At 68.2% G+C, this 18,536-nt stretch carries 14 protein-coding genes; 8 read left to right on the top strand and 6 right to left on the bottom strand.

Annotated elements, in window-relative coordinates:
- Positions 1–4: 4 nt before the first annotated feature.
- The 5 genes from mmaA1 to A9W95_RS18020 all read right to left on the bottom strand — a co-directional run bounded on the left by mmaA1 (position 5) and on the right by A9W95_RS18020 (position 4,385).
- Positions 5–865 (bottom strand): mycolic acid methyltransferase MmaA1, encoded by an 861-nt coding sequence (mmaA1, locus tag A9W95_RS18040; protein WP_067415671.1) that lies wholly within the window; start codon positions 863–865, stop codon positions 5–7.
- 55 nt (positions 866–920) lie between these two features.
- Positions 921–1,838, bottom strand: a complete 918-nt coding sequence (locus A9W95_RS18035) for an alpha/beta fold hydrolase (RefSeq protein ID WP_067415668.1) — start codon at positions 1,836–1,838, stop codon at positions 921–923.
- Positions 1,838–3,184: an AarF/ABC1/UbiB kinase family protein gene (locus A9W95_RS18030; RefSeq protein WP_067415665.1), complete on the bottom strand. Its 1,347-nt coding sequence runs from the start codon at positions 3,182–3,184 to the stop codon at positions 1,838–1,840. The genes A9W95_RS18035 and A9W95_RS18030 overlap by 1 nt, the downstream gene beginning before the upstream one ends.
- Positions 3,185–3,255: 71 nt before the next feature.
- Complete coding sequence (locus tag A9W95_RS18025) at positions 3,256–3,831, bottom strand: DinB family protein (RefSeq protein ID WP_067415713.1); 576 nt, start codon at positions 3,829–3,831, stop codon at positions 3,256–3,258.
- Between the two features lie 23 nt (positions 3,832–3,854).
- Positions 3,855–4,385, bottom strand: a complete 531-nt coding sequence (locus A9W95_RS18020; protein WP_067415662.1) for a DinB family protein — start codon at positions 4,383–4,385, stop codon at positions 3,855–3,857.
- 41 nt (positions 4,386–4,426) lie between these two features.
- Between A9W95_RS18020 and A9W95_RS18015 the strand changes: the two genes are divergently transcribed.
- The 5 genes from A9W95_RS18015 to rplL all read left to right on the top strand — a co-directional run bounded on the left by A9W95_RS18015 (position 4,427) and on the right by rplL (position 11,471).
- The gene (locus tag A9W95_RS18015; protein WP_067415659.1) at positions 4,427–8,599 is read left to right on the top strand and encodes an NEW3 domain-containing protein; all 4,173 of its coding nucleotides are present in this window, start codon (positions 4,427–4,429) and stop codon (positions 8,597–8,599) included.
- The gene (locus A9W95_RS18010; RefSeq protein ID WP_067415656.1) at positions 8,596–9,207 is read left to right on the top strand and encodes a malonyl CoA-ACP transacylase; all 612 of its coding nucleotides are present in this window, start codon (positions 8,596–8,598) and stop codon (positions 9,205–9,207) included. Before A9W95_RS18015 ends, A9W95_RS18010 begins: the two co-directional genes overlap by 4 nt.
- On the top strand, positions 9,207–10,112 hold the full coding sequence (locus tag A9W95_RS18005) for an ROK family protein (RefSeq protein WP_067415653.1): 906 nt from the start codon (positions 9,207–9,209) through the stop codon (positions 10,110–10,112). The genes A9W95_RS18010 and A9W95_RS18005 overlap by 1 nt, the downstream gene beginning before the upstream one ends.
- 357 nt (positions 10,113–10,469) lie before the next feature.
- A complete protein-coding gene (rplJ, locus tag A9W95_RS18000) occupies positions 10,470–11,045 on the top strand; it encodes a 50S ribosomal protein L10 (protein WP_067415710.1) in 576 nt (191 codons plus the stop codon).
- 33 nt (positions 11,046–11,078) lie between these two features.
- Positions 11,079–11,471 (top strand): 50S ribosomal protein L7/L12, encoded by a 393-nt coding sequence (rplL, locus tag A9W95_RS17995; RefSeq protein ID WP_067415651.1) that lies wholly within the window; start codon positions 11,079–11,081, stop codon positions 11,469–11,471.
- A 51-nt stretch (positions 11,472–11,522) separates the two neighbouring features.
- Here rplL and A9W95_RS17990 read toward each other — a convergent pair whose 3' ends face one another.
- The gene (locus tag A9W95_RS17990) at positions 11,523–12,197 is read right to left on the bottom strand and encodes a TetR/AcrR family transcriptional regulator (protein WP_067415707.1); all 675 of its coding nucleotides are present in this window, start codon (positions 12,195–12,197) and stop codon (positions 11,523–11,525) included.
- An 84-nt stretch (positions 12,198–12,281) separates the two neighbouring features.
- On the opposite strand from A9W95_RS17990, the gene A9W95_RS17985 reads away from it, so the two are divergent.
- The 3 genes from A9W95_RS17985 to A9W95_RS17975 all read left to right on the top strand — a co-directional run.
- A complete protein-coding gene (locus A9W95_RS17985; protein ID WP_067415648.1) occupies positions 12,282–13,784 on the top strand; it encodes a carotenoid oxygenase family protein in 1,503 nt (500 codons plus the stop codon).
- 120 nt (positions 13,785–13,904) lie between these two features.
- Positions 13,905–14,891 (top strand): ABC transporter ATP-binding protein, encoded by a 987-nt coding sequence (locus A9W95_RS17980; RefSeq protein WP_067415645.1) that lies wholly within the window; start codon positions 13,905–13,907, stop codon positions 14,889–14,891.
- A gap of 495 nt (positions 14,892–15,386) precedes the next feature.
- A partial coding sequence (locus A9W95_RS17975; protein WP_156746266.1) for a DNA-directed RNA polymerase subunit beta occupies positions 15,387–18,536 on the top strand: 3,150 nt, incomplete at its 3' end.

The following is an 18,536-nucleotide window of genomic DNA, read 5'->3' as shown; positions in this document are numbered from 1 at the left end:
CGGCTTACTTCGTCAGCGTGAACTGAGCGACGTTGATCAACCGGCGGCGGAACCGGTCGGCGCAGCCGGTCAGGTAGTGCATGAAGTTGTCGTAGATCTCTTCGCCCTGCAATGCGATGGCGCGTTCGCGCGCGGCTTCCAGATTCGCCGCCCACATGTCGAGCGTGCGTGCGTAGTGCTGCTGCATCAACTGGGTGTGCGCCACGGTGAACCCCGCCGCCTGGGCGTTGTTGACGATGTCGGGCTCGGAGGGCAGTTCGCCGCCGGGGAAGATCGATTCCCGCAGGAATTTGAGGAAGCGCAGGTCGCTCATGGTCAGCGCGATGCCCTGCTCGTGCAGCCACCGGCGGTCATAGGTGAACAGGCTGTGCAGCAGCATGCGGCCGTCGGCGGGCATGATCTCGTAGGAGCGCTCGAAAAACGCGCCGTAGCGCTCTTTGTGGAACGCGTCGAACGCCTCGAAGCTGACGATCCGGTCTACCTTTTCGTCGAACTCTTCCCAGCCCTGCAGCCGCGCCTCGGCGCGTCGCGTCGTCGGGATAGCCGCCAGCCGGGCCTTGCTCCGGTCGCAGTGGTGGCGGCTCAACGTCAGGCCGATGACGTTGACGTCGTACTTCTCCACCGCCCGGACCAGCGCGCCGCCCCAGCCGCAGCCGACGTCGAGCAGCGTCATGCCCGGTTCCAGGTTCAGCTTGTCCAGCGCCAGGTCGAGCTTGGCCAGCTGCGCCTCTTCCAACGTCATGTCGTCGCGCTCGAAGTAGGCGCATGTGTAGACCCAGGTCGGGTCGAGGAACAAGCCGAAGAAGTCGTCCGAGATGTCGTACGCCGCTTGTGAATCCGCGTAATACGGTGTCAGCTCGGCCATGTGAGTCAACCTTCCGCGTTGTACCTGTGCCTGTATCCAAGGTTCGCCCGACGGATCAGGCGGCCTCGGCGAAGTTCGTTTTGAGCTCGCCGATCACTCGGTTCCACAGCTGCTGGGGCAGATCATGGCCCATACCGTCGACCAGCACCAGCCGAGCGCCTTTAATGGCTCTGGCGACGGCACGGCCACCATATGGCCGCATCAGCTTGTCGGCCCGCCCATGTATCACCACGGTGGGCGCGACGATTTGACGATCGTAGTGCAGCAGGCTGCCGCTGCCCAAAATTGCGCTGAACTGGTGGGAAATCCCCCAGGGGTGGAAGTTGCGGTCGTAGCTTTCCGCGGCTTCGGCGCGGATCTGCTCGTCGGTCAGTTGGTACACCGGACTGCCGATGATCTTGCTGACCCGCACCGCGTTGTCGAGGATGACGTCGCGCGGCGAGTTCGGCGGGGGACCCTTGATCAGGGCCAGCAGCGCGCGCGGCGCGGGCGGGGGCAGCAGCGGCGCGTTGTTGCTCGAGAAGATGACCGCCAGGCTTCGAGTGCGCTTGGCGTGGCGTGCGGCGAACACCTGGGCGATCATGCCGCCCATGGAAGCGCCGACGATGTGGGCCCGATCGATGCCCAGGTGGTCGAGCACCGCCGCGGCGTCGTCGGACATGTCCTCGAGCGTGTAGGGCGCTTTGCTGGGCAGGCCGAGCCAGGACCGCAGCAACCGGACGACCAGCGGCTGCTCGACGCGGTGTCGCGGGCTCTTGGTCGACAGGCCCACGTCGCGGTTGTCGTAGCGGATGACCCGGAATCCCTCGTTGACCAGCTGCTCGCAGAACTCGGTGCGCCACAGCAGCATCTGCGCGCCCAGGCCCATGATCAGCAGGACCGGCGGCGCGTGGATGTCGCCCATGTCCTCGTAGTACAGCTCAACGGGGCTGTCGGCCGCACCGGAAGTGGCGGTGCCGCTGCGGATGTCCACTAAACCTCCACGTCGGTTTGATGCTCGCGGCTGACTTCCACCATGAAGTTGGCGAAGTATCCCGTCAGCTGCGGGTCGGACATCATCTGCCACTTGGGCGCCAGCAGCTTCATGTACCGCTCGACGTAGAGGAACTGCTTGCCGATCAGCACCAGCTCGCGTGGCAGCTTGACGTCGTAGGCGTCGGCCAGTGCCGACAATTGCCGGCCGATGTCGGCGTAGGACATGTCGCCCAGCGACTTCATGGTCAGCGGTGTGGCGAAGCTTTCCAGGTCTTTGGCGGCCTGCGCCTCGGGCTTCATGGTGCCCACGGCGCCCATCAGCACGACGATCTTGCCGGCCGCGGCGTGGTCCTTCTTCACCAGCAGCGCATACACCAACTCCCGCAGCAGCCAGCGGGTGCGCGGGTCGATGCGGCCCATGATGCCGAAGTCGAAGAACACGATGCGGCCCTGCTCGTCGACGTACAGGTTGCCGGCGTGCAGGTCCCCGTGGAACAGGCCGTGCCGCAACCCGCCTTCGAACACGCTGAACAGCAACGCCTTCACCAGCTCGGTGCCGTCGAAGCCGGCCTTACGGATCTCGGCGGCGTTGTCGATGCGGATGCCGTGCACCCGTTCCATCGTCAGCACCCGCTCGGTGGTGAAATCCCAGTACACCTGCGGCACCCGAATGTTCTTGCCCAGCGGTGAGGCGTGCATGTGGGCGACCCACGCGTCCATGGACTGGGCTTCCAGCCGGAAGTCGAGCTCCTCGGCCAGGTTGTCGGAGAAGTCGGCGACCACGTCCTGCGCCGAGAGCCGTCGGCCCAACTTGGCCAGTTCGACGGCCTGCGCGAAACGCTTGAGAATCTGCAAGTCCGCGGCCACCCGGCGGCGGATGCCCGGCCGCTGGATCTTGACGACGACCTCCTCGCCGGTCTTCAGCGTCGCGTAGTGCACCTGCGCGATGGACGCCGAGGCGAACGGCTGCTCTTCGAAGGTGGCGAACAAGTCGCTCGGGTCAGCGCCCAGCTCCTCGACGAACAGCTTGTGCACCTCGGCGGTGTCCGCGGGCGGCACCCGGTCGAGCAGCCCGCGGAACTCGCGGGACAGTTGCTCCCCGAACGCCCCGGGGCTGGAGGCGATGATCTGCCCGAACTTGACGTACGTCGGCCCCAGGTCGGCGAAGGTCTGCGGGATTTCACGGATGACTTTTTGCTGCCAGGGGCCCTTGGCCGTCAGTTTGGTGAGGACGCGGGCGGCCCCGCGGGTCGCCTGCCACCCAGTCACGGCTACCCGGGCCGCTTCGACCGGCAACGGCACCCGGTCCAGCTTGGCTACGTCGCGGTGTTTGGTGGAACTCATTCCAGCAGTCTGCCAAATCTGTGCTGTCAACTCCCAATTGCTGTGAACGCGCTCACCGCCGGCGGCGTCGGCTACTCCGGCTTGCGCCAGGGGGTCACCCAGCCTTCGATCTCCCAGTTCTCCACCGCGGCGATCAGCTCGTACATGGTGGCGCCGTCGATGGTCTCCCGCACGATGTCCGCGTGGCCGGCGTGCCGAGCCAACTCGTTGATGACGTGCAGGATGACCCAGCGCACCGACCAGGAGTGGAAGTTCTTGGGAAACCATGGGATGTCCTGCGGCACGGGGACAGCGGCATCCAGGTCGGCCGTCTCGGCCAGGTGCAAGGACTCGGCGTTCTGTGCCGCGAAGGCCTGCAGCAGCCCGTCGAGCGTTTCATCGGGCCGCATCACGTGCTGGTCGGCGAAGTCCCGGGCGATCTCGTCGAACGGCCGCGGATCTTTCGGCGGCGCGCCCGGCGCGGCGGCGACGCGCTTCATCCATGTTCGCTGCATCCCGGTGACGTGTTTGATCAGGCCGCCGACTGACAGCGCGCTGGCCGACGGCGTGGCACGGGCCTGCTCGTCGGTCAGGCCATAGGAGACGGCGAAGTAGGCGCTTTGGTGGTAGGCCAGGAACTCCCGCAGGGCGCTGCGTTCGTCGGCCACCGGCGGGGCCAGCGCGGGCATGCTCAGTCCTCCTTCGTGGAATGGCGGTGCAGATACAGGTCACGCAGACAGGCGATTTCCGCGCCATGGTGAATCGCTTCGCGGTTGATATGCAACACCAACTCGCTCAACGCGTACTCGGCGTAGGGTCCTTCGGCCGGACCGCAGGGCCGGGCCAGGTCGGCGCCGGACAGCGACCGCACGCCGCCGATCCACAGCGCGTAAGCCTGGTCGAGCTGGTGCAGCGCGGTGCCGACGTCGGTGGCGTATGTCCAGCTTTGGTAGTCGGCGGGCGGCCCGCCGAAATGGTGGTGGTTGCGCATGGCGAACACGCCGACGATGACGTGCGCCAACCGCCAGGCGATCGTGGTGAACGGTGTCGGAGTGGGGGCGGGGTACGCGAAGTCCACCGACCCGTCCGGATGCACCGTCCAGCAGTGGGGCACCGGCTGCCAGAAATATTCGTCGTTGGTGAGCCCCTGCAGGCGGGGGCGCAGCTGGTTGTGCCAATGCCAGTCGAGCTGATCGGCCAGTTGGGTGGTCAGGTCTGCCATGAGACCGAGCTTTCCAGGTATGGACGCCGTAAGGTGCGGTCATGCAGCTGGTTTCGGCCGTGTCGACCGAACTTTTCGTCGGCCCGCCGGACGCGCCGGTGCAGCTGGCGCGCATCGTGCTCACTGGCTGCGAGCAGCCCACCAGCCTGCGCATCGAGGGCGAGGGCATCCGCGGCGCAGCGCGGGTCGCGCCCGGCGTCGAGGTGGTCGAGATTCCGGTCGCAGTCGAACGGCCGGTGGTCGGTCAGCGGCGGACCGCGCGGGCGACGGCGGGGGCGCAGAGCGTCTCGTTCGACTTCGTCGTAGCCGAGCCGGGCTGGACCATGTTCATGGTCAGTCACTTTCACTACGACCCGGTGTGGTGGAACACCCAAGGTGCCTATACCAGCCAGTGGCGGGAAGACCCGCCCGGCCGGGCGCGGCAGACCAACGGGTTCGAGTTGGTGCACGCGCATCTGGAAATGGCCCGCCGCGAGCCGGAGTACAAGTTCGTGCTGGCCGAGGTGGACTACCTCAAGCCCTACTGGGACACCCGGCCCGAAGATCGGGCCGATCTGCGCCGGTTCATCGCCGAAGGCCGCGTCGAAATCATGGGCGGCACCTACAACGAACCCAACACCAACCTCACCGGGCCGGAAACCACTATCCGAAACCTGGTGCACGGCACCGGTTTTCAGTGCCACGTACTGGGCGCCGACCCGGCCACCGCGTGGCAGCTCGACGTGTTCGGCCACGACCCGCAGTTTCCCGGGATGGCCGCCGACGCCGGGCTGACATCGAGTTCCTGGGCCCGCGGTCCACACCACCAGTGGGGTCCCGCCCTGGGTGGTGAGGTGAGCCGCATGCAGTTCAGCAGCGAGTTCGAGTGGATCTCGCCCTCGGGCACCGGGCTGCTCACCCACTACATGCCGGCGCATTATTCGGCGGGCTGGTGGATGGATTCGTCGGCCTCGCTGGCCGAAGCCCAAGACGCCGGCTACGCGCTGTTCGACCAGCTGAAGAAGGTCGCGCTGACCCGCAACGTGCTGTTGCCGGTCGGCACCGACTACACCCCGCCGAACAAGTGGGTCACCCGCATTCACCGCGACTGGGCCGCGCGGTACACCTGGCCGCGGTTCGTGTGCGCGTTGCCGCGGGAGTTCTTCGCCGCGGTGCGTGCCGAGCTCGCGCAGCGCGGCCCCGAGCAGGGACGGGCGCCGTCTCCACAAACCCGCGACATGAACCCGATCTACACCGGCAAGGACGTCTCCTTCATCGACACCAAACAGGCGAATAGGGCCGCGGAGAACGCGGTGCTGGACGCCGAGCGGTTCGCGGTGTTCGCCGGCCTGGTCACCGGTGCGCCCTATCCCCAAGCGGCGCTGGCCAAGGCGTGGGTGCAGCTGGCCTACGGCGCCCACCACGACGCCATCACCGGTTCGGAATCCGACCAGGTGTACCTGGACCTGCTGACCGGCTGGCGCGACGCCTGGGAATTGGGCCGCGCGGCCCGCGACAACTCCCTGCAGCTGCTGTCGGCCGCGGTGGCGGATGCGCCCGGCCAGGTCGTGGTGTGGAACTCGCTGGCCCATGCCCGCACCGACGTGGTCACCGTCCGGCTGCACCGGGCGACGGGAACCCGGGTGCTCGACGCCGACGGCGCCGAGGTGCCCGCGCTGGTCGACCACGAAGGTCGGTCGGTGACCTGGCTGGCCCGCGACGTGCCGTCGCTGGGTTGGCGGTCCTACCGGCTGGTCGACGGCGAGGGATCGGCGGGTTGGGAGCCGGTTCCCGGTGTGGTGATCGCCAACGAGCACTACCGGCTGGCGGTCGACCCGGCGCGCGGCGGGGCGGTCGCCTCGCTGGTACACGGCGGCCGCGAGCTGATCGCCGCTGGCCGGGTGGGCAACGACCTGGCGGTCTACGAGGAGTATCCGGCGCACCCGCACCAGGGCGAGGGGCCGTGGCACCTGCTGCCCAAGGGGCCGGTGGTCGGCGCGTCCGAGTCAGCCGCGCAGGCGCAGGCCTACCGCGGCCCGCTGGGCCAGCGGCTGGTGGTGCGCGGCCGCATCGGCGAGGTGCTGCGCTACACCCAAACGCTGACCCTGTGGCGCGGGGTGGCCCGGGTGGACTGCCGCACCACCATCGACGAGTTCAGCGGAGCCGACCGATTGGTGCGCCTGCGGTGGCCGTGCCCGGTGCCCGGGGCCATGCCGGTCAGCGAGGTGGCCGACGCCGTCGTCGGACGCGGATTCGCGCTGCTGCACGACGGGGACCGCTCGGTGGACACCGCCGAGCACCTGTGGACGTTGGACAACCCGGCGTACGGCTGGTTCGGGCTGTCCTCGACGGTGCGGGTGCGCTCGGGCGGCGCGGTGCGTGCCGTGTCGGTGGCCGAGGTGGTGTCGCCCGCCGAGGCGCAGTCCGGTCCGCTGGCACGCGAGCTGATGGTCGCGCTGGTCCGCGCCGGTGTCACCGCTACCTGCAGCGGCGCGGACCGGCCCCGCTACGGTCACCTCGACGTCGACTCCAACCTGCCCGACGCCCGTATCACCCTGGGCGGCCCGGACCGCAACGTGTTCGCCAAAGCCGTTCTGGCCGAGGCTGATCCGTCGTATACCGCCGACTTGGAGCGGCAACTCGACGCGACCGGGCAGGCCCGGGTGTGGGTGCCCGCGGCGACGCCCCTGGCGCAGTCCTGGGTGCCCAGCGCCGATCTTCGCGGTCCGCGCGCACTGCCGGTGCTGATCCTTGACGGCGTCGACGACCAACACCTGGCCGCGGCGATCACTTCGGTGATCGGCGAACTGAGCGGCGCCGAGATCACCGTCCACCAACAGGCCCCGTCCGGCATGGAGCCCTTCGAAGCGCGCACCGTCGCGCTGCTCAACCGCGGCGTGCCCAGCTTCGCCGTGGACACCGACGGCACCTTGCACACCGCGCTGATGCGGTCGTGCACCGGCTGGCCGTCCGGCATCTGGATCGACGAACCCCGCCGCAGCGCTCCGGACGGTTCCACCTTCCAGCAGCAGCACTGGACGCACGCGTTCGACTACGCACTGATCTGCGACGTCGGCGACTGGAGGGAAGCCCGGCTGCCCACCCGCAGCGCGGACTTCGGCAACCCGCTGCGGGCGGTGACTCCGCAGCACGCCGGGGGTGCATTGCCGCGAACCGGCTCGTTCCTGCGGGTCGAGCCCGCCGACTCGGTGCAGGTGAGCGTGCTCAAGGCGGCCGGCAACCCGCTGGCCGCCGGCAGCGCCCAGCCGGTCCAGCCGACGCAGGTGGCGGTGCGGCTGGTCGAAACCACCGGAACCGCCGCCCGCGTCCGGCTCGACTCGCCCGTCGGCGAGATCGGTGCACTGCGCGCGGCCGACCTGCTGGAAAACTCTCGTGGGCACCAAGATTCGCTCGATCTGCATGGCTATCAGATCGCCACCGTGCTGGCCGACCTCCGCCTGCCCGCAGCACCCGCGGCGCACCGCACCTCCCTGGCCCCGCAGGCCGAAGCCGCCCAACCGCTCTACGCGCGGTATTGGCTGCACAACCGCGGCCCCGCCCCACTGGGCGGGCTGCCGGCCGTTGCGCACCTGCATCCCGAGCAGGTCGTCGCCCAGCCCGGCGACGAGGCCCGATTACGGCTCACCGTCGCCAGCGACTGCACCGACGCCTCGCTGAGCGGCACCGTCGGCCTGATAGGCCCGCCCGGCTGGTCGGTCACACCGGACCAGCTGCCGTTCACCGTGGCCGCCGGGGAACACCTGGAAACCGACATCGTCGTCGTCTTCCCGGCGCACGCGCGGGCCGGGTTGTACCCGATCCGGGCCCAGCTGCGGATCACCGACGGGGCGGCGCCGGCCGCCTGGCGGCAGGTCGTCGAGGACGTCTGCATCGTCGCCGTGGACACCGATTTCGCCGATCTGGCGTACCTGGTCGACGGTCCCGCCGACATCGATTTGGCCGCGGGAGAATCGACCCGCCTAGCGGTGACGGTCGGCAGCAACGCGAGCGCGGACCTGGCGCTGGAGGCGCACCTGATCAGCCCGTGGGGCACCTGGGAATGGCTTGGTCCGGCCGCGCTGGGTGCGGTCCTGCCCGCTGGCGGCACGGCCGAAGTCGTCTTCGACGTCTGCCCGCCGGTCGGGCTGGAGCCGGGGGACTGGTGGGCGCTGGTGCGGGTCGGGTGCGCCGGGCGGTTGCTGTACTCGCCGGCGGTGCGGGTGAGCGTCACATGAGCGTGGTCGCGACGGTCGGCGGGGCGCCGGTCGTCGAAGCCGAAGTCGACGCCCGGGAAGCCGGGCTGCGCGGCGGGGCCCGGGCGGCCGCGTTGCCGACACCGGGAACCAGTGAGGGCCGGCAGCTGCGGCGCTGGCTCACCCAGCTGATCGTGACCGAACGGGTGGTGGCGGCCGAGGCCGCCGCCCGCGGACTGTCCGCGACGCCCGCCCCGACCGAAGCGCAAGTGCTGCCCGATCTGACTGCGCGCATGGAGATCGGCAGCGTGGCCGCGGCGGTGCTGGCCGATCCGCGCGCTCGGGCGCTGTTCGTGGCGCTGACCGCCGGTGTGCAGGTCACCGATCAGGAGGTCGCTGCCTACCACGCCCGCAACCCGCTGCGCTTCGCCGCGCCGAGCCAGCGCGGGCACGGGTGGCGCGGACCCGCGGTCGCCGGCCCGCCGCTGCACCAGGTGCGGCCGCTGATCATGCAGCATCTGCTGGCGGTGGCGCGCCGCCGCGCCTTCCGGGACTGGCTCGACGCGCGGCGCGCCAAGCTGGTCTGGCTGGCTGCCGGCTACGAGCACCCCGGTGATCCCCGTCAGCCCGACAACACCCATCGGCACTGATGCTGACGCTCTGTGTGGACATCGGCGGCACCAAGATTGCCGTCGGCCTGGCCGATGCCGCGGGGCGGCTGGCCTGGAGCGGCGTGCGCCCGACCCCGCCGCACGGCGCGGCCGAACAGGTATGGGCGGTGCTCGCCGCGTTGATCGGCGAGGCGCTGGACGTCGCCGGCGGCTCGGTGACCGGCGTGGGAATCGGGTCGGGCGGTCCGGTGGACCTGCAGGCCGGCACTGTCAGCCCCATCAACATCGGCGGCTGGCGCCGATTCCCGTTGCGAGACCGGGTGGCGGCGGCGGTGCCCGGTGTGCCGGTACGGCTGGCCGGTGACGGCGTGTGCATGGCGCTGGGCGAGCACTGGGTCGGCGCCGGCCGGGGCGCCGGTTTCCTGCTGGGCATGGTGGTCTCCACCGGTGTCGGTGGCGGCTTGGTGCTCGACGGCGCCCCCTACGACGGACGGACCGGAAACGCCGGGCACGTCGGGCATGTGGTGGTCGAACCTGAGGGCGAGCGCTGCGCGTGCGGCGGACGTGGCTGCGTGGAGACAATCGCCTCCGGCCCGTCGCTGGTGCGGTGCGCGCGGGCGCAGGGTTGGTCCGCACCCCCCAGCGCCGGCGCCAAGGAACTGGCCGACGCCGCGATGGCTGGAAATGCCGTCGCGTTGCAGGCCTTTCAGCGAGGCGCCCATGCGCTGGCGCGGATGATCGCCTCGGTGGCGGCGGTCTGCGATCTAGATCTGGTGGTGATCGGCGGGGGAGTGGCCAAGTCCGGGGATCTGCTCTTCGGGCCGTTGCGCGCGGCGTTGGCCGACTACACCGGCCTGGAATTCCTGGCCGGTCTGCGGGTGCTGCCCGCCGAGTTGGGCAGTGCGGCCGGTTTGGTCGGCGCGGCCCGACTGATCACCGGATAGCCGGCCGCGGCGAGAGTCCGCCCACGGGAGCGACTGTGCGCACCGGGCGCACCGCCCTGGCGTCGTCGCCGTCGGCGCACACTGAAAGCCGCAGCCGCCCACTCGCGCACCAAGACGTCCGTCGTTTTGGTTGATCGCGCGCCGCCACGCTATTGTTGTGCCGATCCACCGAAGACCGTCGGTCACCGAGAAATCGGTTGAAAGTCCGGGAACATCCCGGCGGCCCACGCAGGAGGACTGAGGCTCAAACCGCCGACGCACGCGTCGGCGCCATGTCACGCCCCGGCCGCTTCCTGCGCCGGGGCGTTCGTCGTTCCCGGGTGGATGGACAACCCGACTTCCACCGAGGAGGTATGCATGGCCAGGGCTGACAAGGCCACTGCCGTTGCAGACATCGCCGAGCAGTTCAAGGCGTCGACCGCGACCGTCATCACCGAATACCGCGGCCTGACGGTGGCCAACCTCGCCGAGCTGCGCCGCTCGCTGGGTGATTCGGCCACCTACGCCGTCGCCAAGAACACCCTGATCAAGCGGGCGGCTTCGGAAGCCGGCGTCGAAGGGCTCGACGAGCTGTTCGCCGGCCCGACGGCCATCGCGTTCGTCAACGGCGAACCGGTCGACGCCGCCAAGGCCCTCAAGACCTTCGCCCGCGAGCACAAGGCGCTGGTCATCAAGGGCGGCTACATGGACGGTCACGCCCTGACCGTCGCCGAGGTCGAGCGGATCGCGGACCTGGAATCCCGCGAGGTGCTGCTGGCCAAGCTGGCCGGCGCCATGAAGGGCAACCTCGCCAAGGCGGCCGGGCTGTTCAACGCACCCGCTTCGCAGGTGGCCCGCCTGGCGGCCGCGCTGCAGGAGAAGCGGGCGGCCGAGGGCCCCGCGGCGCCCGCCGAAGCTCCGGCTGCAGAACCAGAACCCGCAGCAGCCGAATAACCCATCGCAGAAGAAACACTAGGAAGGACCCCCATGGCCAAGCTCTCTACCGACGAACTGCTTGACGCGTTCAAGGAAATGACCCTGCTCGAGCTGTCCGATTTCGTGAAGAAGTTCGAGGACACCTTCGAGGTCACCGCGGCCGCCCCGGTCGCGGTCGCCGCTGCCGGCCCCGCCGCCGGTGGCGCTCCCGCCGAGGCCGCCGAGGAGCAGTCCGAGTTCGACGTCATCCTCGAGGCGGCCGGCGACAAGAAGATCGGCGTCATCAAGGTGGTGCGCGAGATCGTCTCCGGCCTGGGCCTCAAGGAGGCCAAGGACCTGGTCGACGGCGCTCCCAAGCCACTGTTGGAGAAGGTCGCCAAGGAGGCCGCCGACGAGGCCAAGGCCAAGCTGGAGGCCGCCGGCGCCACCGTCACCGTCAAGTAGCGCAAGCACTACGAAAGCCCCCGGGGAGTTCTCCCGGGGGCTTTCGTGTGTTCAGGCTCTGCCGATCGCCCGTTGCGACCGGGCGATCGCGTCAGCTGAATCACCAAGCGCGACAAGTAGATTGGTGGTCATCGCGGTCAGCACCGGATCGACGGCCGCCCCTTCGCCGCCGAAGAATCCGGCCAGCTCCAGCATCACGAACCCGTGGATCAACGCCCAGAACTGCCCGGCGGTGGCCACCACTGCCAGGTCGTCGTCGGCCGACCCGACCGTGATCCGCCCCGCCCGCATCGACCGGTGCACGGCGCGGACCACGTGGGCGAAGCTGGGGTGGTGGCGTTCGATCTCCGCGACCGGCAAGGTCAGCACGTTGCGCGTGGGCGCGTTGATGCCGTGTGCACTGGTACTGCCGAACATCAGCCGGTACATGTGGGGCCGCTCGATCGCATAGCGCCGGTAGGCGATACCGGTGGTGAGCAGGTCGGTGACCGGGTCGTCGGTCTGCGGGACCGTCAACGCCGCATCGAACTGCCGTAGCCCCTCCTCGGCGACCTCGGCGATCAGCCCGCGCATGCCCCCGAAGTGGGTGTATACCGCCATCGTCGAGGTTCCGGCGGCGCTGGCCACCTTGCGGGTCTGCAGCGCATCGGGCCCGTCTGCGTGCAACAGGCCGACGGCGGCGTGCAGCAACTCGTCGCGCACGCTGCGTTGCATCTGTTCAGTCATCTCGCCAAACATTATTGCCTTCTGCCGACCCTCGGAGTACCGTTCCAATAACGCCGTCATAACAATGTTATAGGAGCTCAGCCCGTGACCATTACGCACGACGCCGCGTCCGCAAACCCTTACCTCGAAGGCTTCCTGGCGCCGGTCAGCGCCGAAGTCACCGCCACCGACCTGCGCGTCACCGGCCACATCCCCGAGCACCTCGACGGCCGCTACCTGCGCAACGGCCCCAACCCGGTCGCCGAGGTCGACCCGGCGACCTACCACTGGTTCAGCGGGGACGGCATGGTGCACGGCGTTGCGCTGCGCGAGGGCCGGGCCGCCTGGTACCGCAACCGCTGGGTACGCAGCCCCTCGGTTTGCGCCGCCCTGGGGGAGCCGGCGTCGACGCGACGGGACCCGCGCGCGGGCCTGCTGTCGCTGGGCGCCAACACCAACGTGCTGGCCCACGCCGGGCGGACCCTGGCGCTGGTCGAAGGCGGCGTCGCCAACTACGAGCTCACCGACGAACTCGACACCGTCGGCACCTGCGACTTCGACGGCACCCTGTTCGGCGGGTACACCGCGCACCCACACCGCGACCCGCGCACCGGGGAACTGCACGCGGTGTCCTACTCCTTCGCCCGCGGACGCACCGTGCAGTACTCGGTCATCGACAACCAAGGCCGGGCTCGCCGAACCGTCGACATCACCGTGTCCGGCTCACCGATGATGCACGACTTCTCGCTGACCGATAAATACGTCGTGATCTACGACCTGCCGGTGACCTTCGAACCCCCTGAGCTGCTGCCCGCTCGCGCGCCCCGCTGGCTGCAGGGAGCCGCCCGGCTGGTGGCTCAGTCCCTGGTCGGGCGGCTGCGGATCCCCAGCCCCGTCGTCACCCTGCTCAACAAGGACGAACGGCACAGCGACCAGATGCCCTACGCCTGGGACCCCAAATACCCGGCCCGCATCGGCGTCATGCCGCGCGAGGGCGACAACTCCGACGTCCGATGGTTCGACATCGAACCGTGCTACGTCTATCACCCGCTCAACGCCTACTCCGAGGTTCGGAATGGCACCGAGGTGCTGGTCCTGGACGTCGTCCGCTACTCGCGCATGTTCGACCGCGACCGTCGCGGCCCCGGCGACACCCGGCCCACGCTGGACCGGTGGACGATCAACCTTGCCACCGGCGCGGTGAGCAGTGAATGCCGCGATGATCGGCCACAGGAATTCCCCCGCATCGACGAATCCCTGGTGGGCTTCAAGCACCGTTTCGGCTACACCGTCGGCTTCGGCTACCTCGGCGACGAACCGATCGCGGCGTCCTCGGCGCTGTACAAGCACGACTACGACACCGGCTCGGCCGTCCTCGCCCCGCTGGATCCGGCACTTTTGCTCGGCGAGATGTCCTTTGTGCCCAACCCGCACGCCACCGCCGAAGACGACGGCGTGCTGATGGGGTACGGCTACCACCGCGGCGAGGACGAAGGGCAACTGTTGCTGCTGGACGCGCAGACGCTGGAATCGGTCGCAACCGTGCATCTGCCGCAACGGGTGCCCATGGGTTTCCACGGCAACTGGGCGGCGTCGGCCTCGGCCTGAAATGGCCTGGAACGATTGTTATCTTTGCAACCTGATGCCGTGCCCCGGCCGTGCGCTACAGTGACTCAAGCCACATGAAAGGGCAGGTGGCTAGCGCACGCGTGGACGGAAGGATCTCCAATGGGCATCGCTATCGAGGTCAACGGATTGACGAAGTCCTTCGGCTCCGCCCGAATCTGGGAAGACGTGACGCTGGAGATCCCGGCCGGCGAGGTCAGCGTGTTGCTGGGCCCGTCGGGTACCGGCAAGTCGGTGTTCCTCAAGTCGCTGATCGGATTGCTGCGCCCGGAGCGCGGCTCGATCATCATCGACGGTACCGACATCATCGAGTGCTCGGCCAAGGAGCTCTACGAGATCCGCACCCTGTTCGGCGTGATGTTCCAGGACGGCGCATTGTTCGGTTCGATGAACCTCTACGACAACACCGCCTTCCCGCTGCGTGAGCACACCAAGAAGAAGGAAAGCGAAATCCGTGACATCGTCATGGAGAAGCTGTCACTGGTCGGTCTGGGCGGTGACGAGAAGAAGTTCCCCGGTGAGATCTCCGGCGGTATGCGCAAGCGCGCCGGCCTGGCTCGCTCCCTGGTGCTCGACCCGCAGATCATCCTGTGCGACGAGCCCGACTCGGGTCTGGACCCGGTCCGTACCGCCTACCTCAGCCAGTTGATCCTGGACATCAACGCTCAGATCGACGCGACCATCCTCATCGTCACGCACAACATCAACATCGCCCGCACCGTGCCGGACAACATGGGCATGTTGTTCCGCAAGCACCTGGTCATGTTCGGCCCCCGCGAAGTGCTCCTGACCAGCGACGAGCCGGTGGTGCGCCAGTTCCTCAACGGTCGCCGCATCGGGCCGATCGGCATGTCGGAGGAAAAGGACGAGGCGACCATGGCCGAAGAGCAGGCCGCGGTCGACGCCGGTCAGCACGCGGGTGGTGTCGAGGAGATCGAGGGTGTGCCGCCGCAGATCGTCGCGTCACCGGGCATGCCGGAGCGCAAGGCCGTCGCCCGCCGCCAGGCTCGGGTGCGCGAGATGCTGCACACGCTGCCCAAGAAGGCGCAGGCCGCGATCCTCGAGGATCTCGAAAGCACCCAGGGCTAGGTCCGGCGGGGCCCGACATTCGTCCGTCCGTAGCGGGGCGGAATTTGCGCTCATTGCGATCCGGACGGTGGCCGCTGGCCTGGGGCGGGTGCGCACAGGCCGCCACCAGACAATTTCGCGATAACTCGCGGTAACTTGCGGCTTGTCCCTCTTGACGACGGAGCCTAAACGGGTCAATCTGTTGGGCAGCATGTGTTCGCGGGAAACTCGAGATGCCAGCCAGCGCCGACGTTCCTGGATGCCTCATGCTGGGTAGTTGAGGAATGCGCAGTCCTGCGCTATTGTTGGACGTTGCGCTGGCTGCTTCCTGCCCACCTCACCCGCCACTTGACACCGTGGTCTTAGTCTGAGCCCGTATTCGGCTCAGCTAATTGGTTGTGTGCGTGAGACCCGGACAGTTCGTTCGCCAGCCGAACCCAACATAACTATCTGCGGCGAACAGGCCCGGTGGTCCCGGCTCCCCGTTAGTCGCACGAGGTGCTGGAAGGACGCATCTTGGCTGATTTCCGCCAAAGCAACGCAAACTCTCCTCAATCACAAAGTTCTTCAAACGGCTCCGTTCCAGGAGCGCCCAACCGGGTTTCTTTCGCCAAGCTCCGTGAACCGCTCGAGGTTCCGGGGCTGCTTGACGTGCAGACCGACTCGTTCGAGTGGCTGATCGGCTCGCAGCGCTGGCGCGAGATCGCGGCCGCGCGCGGGGACGTCAACCCGGTCGGCGGCCTCGAGGAAGTGCTTCTCGAACTCTCGCCCATCGAGGACTTCTCCGGCTCGATGTCGCTGTCGTTCTCCGACCCTCGCTTCGACGAGGTCAAGGCGCCGGTCGACGAGTGCAAAGACAAGGACATGACCTACGCGGCGCCGCTGTTCGTCACCGCGGAGTTCATCAACAACAACACCGGTGAGATCAAGAGCCAGACGGTGTTCATGGGCGACTTCCCGATGATGACGGAGAAGGGCACGTTCATCATCAACGGCACCGAACGCGTCGTCGTCTCGCAGCTGGTCCGTTCGCCCGGTGTGTACTTCGACGAGACCATCGACAAGTCCACCGAGAAGATGCTGCACAGCGTCAAGGTCATCCCCAGCCGCGGCGCGTGGCTGGAGTTCGACGTCGACAAGCGCGACACCGTCGGTGTGCGCATCGACCGTAAGCGCCGCCAGCCGGTCACCGTGCTGCTCAAGGCGCTGGGTTGGACCAACGAGCAGATCTCGGAGCGGTTCGGCTTCTCCGAGATCATGATGTCGACGCTGGAGAAGGACAACACCGCCGGCACCGACGAGGCGCTGCTGGACATCTACCGCAAGCTGCGTCCGGGCGAGCCGCCGACCAAGGAATCCGCGCAGACGCTGCTGGAGAACCTGTTCTTCAAGGAGAAGCGCTACGACCTGGCCCGGGTGGGCCGCTACAAGGTCAACAAGAAGCTCGGCCTGCACGCCGGCGAGCCGATCACCAGCTCGACGCTGACCGAGGAAGACGTCGTCGCCACCATCGAGTACCTGGTCCGGCTGCACGAGGGCCAGACCACGATGACCGTCCCGGGCGGCGTCGAGGTGCCGGTGGAGACCGACGACATCGACCACTTCGGCAATCGTCGTCTGCGCACCGTCGGCGAGCTGATCCAGAACCAGATCCGGGTCGGCATGTCCCGCATGGAACGCGTCGTGCGCGAGCGGATGACCACCCAGGACGTCGAGGCGATCACGCCGCAGACCCTGATCAACATCCGTCCCGTGGTGGCGGCGATCAAGGAGTTCTTCGGCACCAGCCAGCTGTCGCAGTTCATGGACCAGAACAACCCGCTGTCCGGGCTGACCCACAAGCGCCGCCTGTCGGCGCTGGGCCCCGGCGGTCTGTCCCGTGAGCGCGCCGGCCTGGAAGTCCGTGACGTGCACCCGTCGCACTACGGCCGCATGTGCCCCATCGAGACCCCGGAAGGCCCGAACATCGGTCTGATCGGGTCGCTGTCGGTGTACGCGCGGGTCAACCCGTTCGGCTTCATCGAGACCCCGTACCGCAAGGTGGTCGACGGTGTGGTCACCGACGAGATCCACTACCTGACCGCCGACGAGGAGGACCGCCACGTGGTGGCGCAGGCCAACTCGCCGATCGACGCCGACGGTCGCTTCGTCGAGGCTCGGGTTCTGGTCCGCCGCAAGGCGGGCGAGGTGGAGTACGTGCCCTCGTCCGAGGTGGACTACATGGACGTCTCGCCGCGCCAGATGGTGTCGGTGGCCACGGCCATGATCCCGTTCCTCGAGCACGACGACGCCAACCGTGCCCTGATGGGTGCCAACATGCAGCGCCAGGCGGTTCCGCTGGTGCGCAGCGAGGCGCCGCTGGTGGGTACCGGCATGGAGTTGCGGGCCGCGATCGACGCCGGTGACGTCGTCGTCGCCGACAAGGCCGGGGTGATCGAGGAGGTCTCCGCCGACTACATCACCGTGATGGCCGACGACGGCACCCGGCACACCTACCGGATGCGTAAGTTCGCCCGGTCCAACCACGGGACCTGCGCCAACCAGTCGCCCATCGTGGATGCCGGTGACCGGGTCGAGGCAGGCCAGGTGATCGCCGACGGTCCGTGCACCCAGAACGGTGAGATGGCCCTGGGCAAGAACCTGCTGGTGGCGATCATGCCGTGGGAAGGCCACAACTACGAGGACGCGATCATCCTCTCCAACCGGCTGGTCGAAGAGGACGTGCTCACCTCGATCCACATCGAGGAGCACGAGATCGACGCCCGCGACACCAAGTTGGGCGCCGAGGAGATCACCCGCGACATCCCGAACGTCTCCGACGAGGTCCTCGCCGATCTCGACGAGCGCGGCATCGTGCGTATCGGTGCCGAGGTGCGCGACGGCGACATCCTGGTCGGCAAGGTCACGCCCAAGGGTGAGACCGAGCTGACGCCGGAAGAGCGGCTGCTGCGCGCGATCTTCGGCGAAAAGGCCCGCGAGGTCCGCGACACCTCTTTGAAGGTGCCGCACGGCGAGTCCGGCAAGGTGATCGGCATCCGGGTGTTCTCCCGCGAGGACGACGACGAGTTGCCCGCCGGGGTCAACGAGCTGGTCCGGGTGTACGTGGCCCAGAAGCGCAAGATCTCCGACGGTGACAAGCTGGCCGGCCGCCACGGCAACAAGGGCGTCATCGGCAAGATCCTGCCGGTCGAGGACATGCCGTTCCTGCCGGACGGCACCCCGGTGGACATCATCTTGAACACCCACGGTGTGCCGCGACGGATGAACATCGGTCAGATCCTGGAAACCCACCTCGGCTGGGTGGCCAAGTCCGGGTGGAAGATCGACGCCGACAAGCGTCCGGAGTGGGCGGCCAACCTGCGCGAGGACCTGCTGCACGCCGAGCCGGACGCCATCGTGGCGACACCGGTGTTCGACGGTGCCCAGGAGGCCGAACTGCAGGGGCTGCTGTCCTACACGCTGCCCAACCGGGACAACGAGGTGATGGTCGACGGCGACGGCAAGGCCAAGCTGTTCGACGGACGCAGCGGTGAGCCGTTCCCCTACCCGGTGACGGTTGGCTACATGTACATCATGAAGCTGCATCACTTGGTGGACGACAAGATCCACGCCCGCTCCACCGGCCCGTACTCGATGATCACCCAGCAGCCGCTGGGTGGTAAGGCG

The organism is Mycobacterium sp. 1423905.2 (assembly GCF_001673155.1).
In the GTDB taxonomy this organism is placed as follows: Bacteria; Actinomycetota; Actinomycetes; order Mycobacteriales; family Mycobacteriaceae; genus Mycobacterium.
The sequence above is the reverse complement of the archived record's forward strand: the minus strand, read 5'-3'. Positions and strand labels throughout refer to the sequence as shown.

What these genes read in the sequence shown, in the direction of transcription:
- A9W95_RS18030 (WP_067415665.1), bottom strand. Translation starts at nt 3,184, where the DNA reads ATGAGTTCCACCAAACACCGCGACGTAGCCAAGCTGGACCGGGTGCCG.
- rplL (WP_067415651.1), top strand. Translation starts at nt 11,079, where the DNA reads ATGGCCAAGCTCTCTACCGACGAACTGCTTGACGCGTTCAAGGAAATG.
- A9W95_RS18020 (WP_067415662.1), bottom strand. Translation starts at nt 4,385, where the DNA reads ATGGCAGACCTGACCACCCAACTGGCCGATCAGCTCGACTGGCATTGG.
- A9W95_RS18010 (WP_067415656.1), top strand. Translation starts at nt 8,596, where the DNA reads ATGAGCGTGGTCGCGACGGTCGGCGGGGCGCCGGTCGTCGAAGCCGAA.
- A9W95_RS17990 (WP_067415707.1), bottom strand. Translation starts at nt 12,197, where the DNA reads ATGACTGAACAGATGCAACGCAGCGTGCGCGACGAGTTGCTGCACGCC.
- rplJ (WP_067415710.1), top strand. Translation starts at nt 10,470, where the DNA reads ATGGCCAGGGCTGACAAGGCCACTGCCGTTGCAGACATCGCCGAGCAG.
- A9W95_RS17980 (WP_067415645.1), top strand. Translation starts at nt 13,905, where the DNA reads ATGGGCATCGCTATCGAGGTCAACGGATTGACGAAGTCCTTCGGCTCC.
- A9W95_RS18015 (WP_067415659.1), top strand. Translation starts at nt 4,427, where the DNA reads ATGCAGCTGGTTTCGGCCGTGTCGACCGAACTTTTCGTCGGCCCGCCG.
- mmaA1 (WP_067415671.1), bottom strand. Translation starts at nt 865, where the DNA reads ATGGCCGAGCTGACACCGTATTACGCGGATTCACAAGCGGCGTACGAC.
- A9W95_RS18005 (WP_067415653.1), top strand. Translation starts at nt 9,207, where the DNA reads ATGCTGACGCTCTGTGTGGACATCGGCGGCACCAAGATTGCCGTCGGC.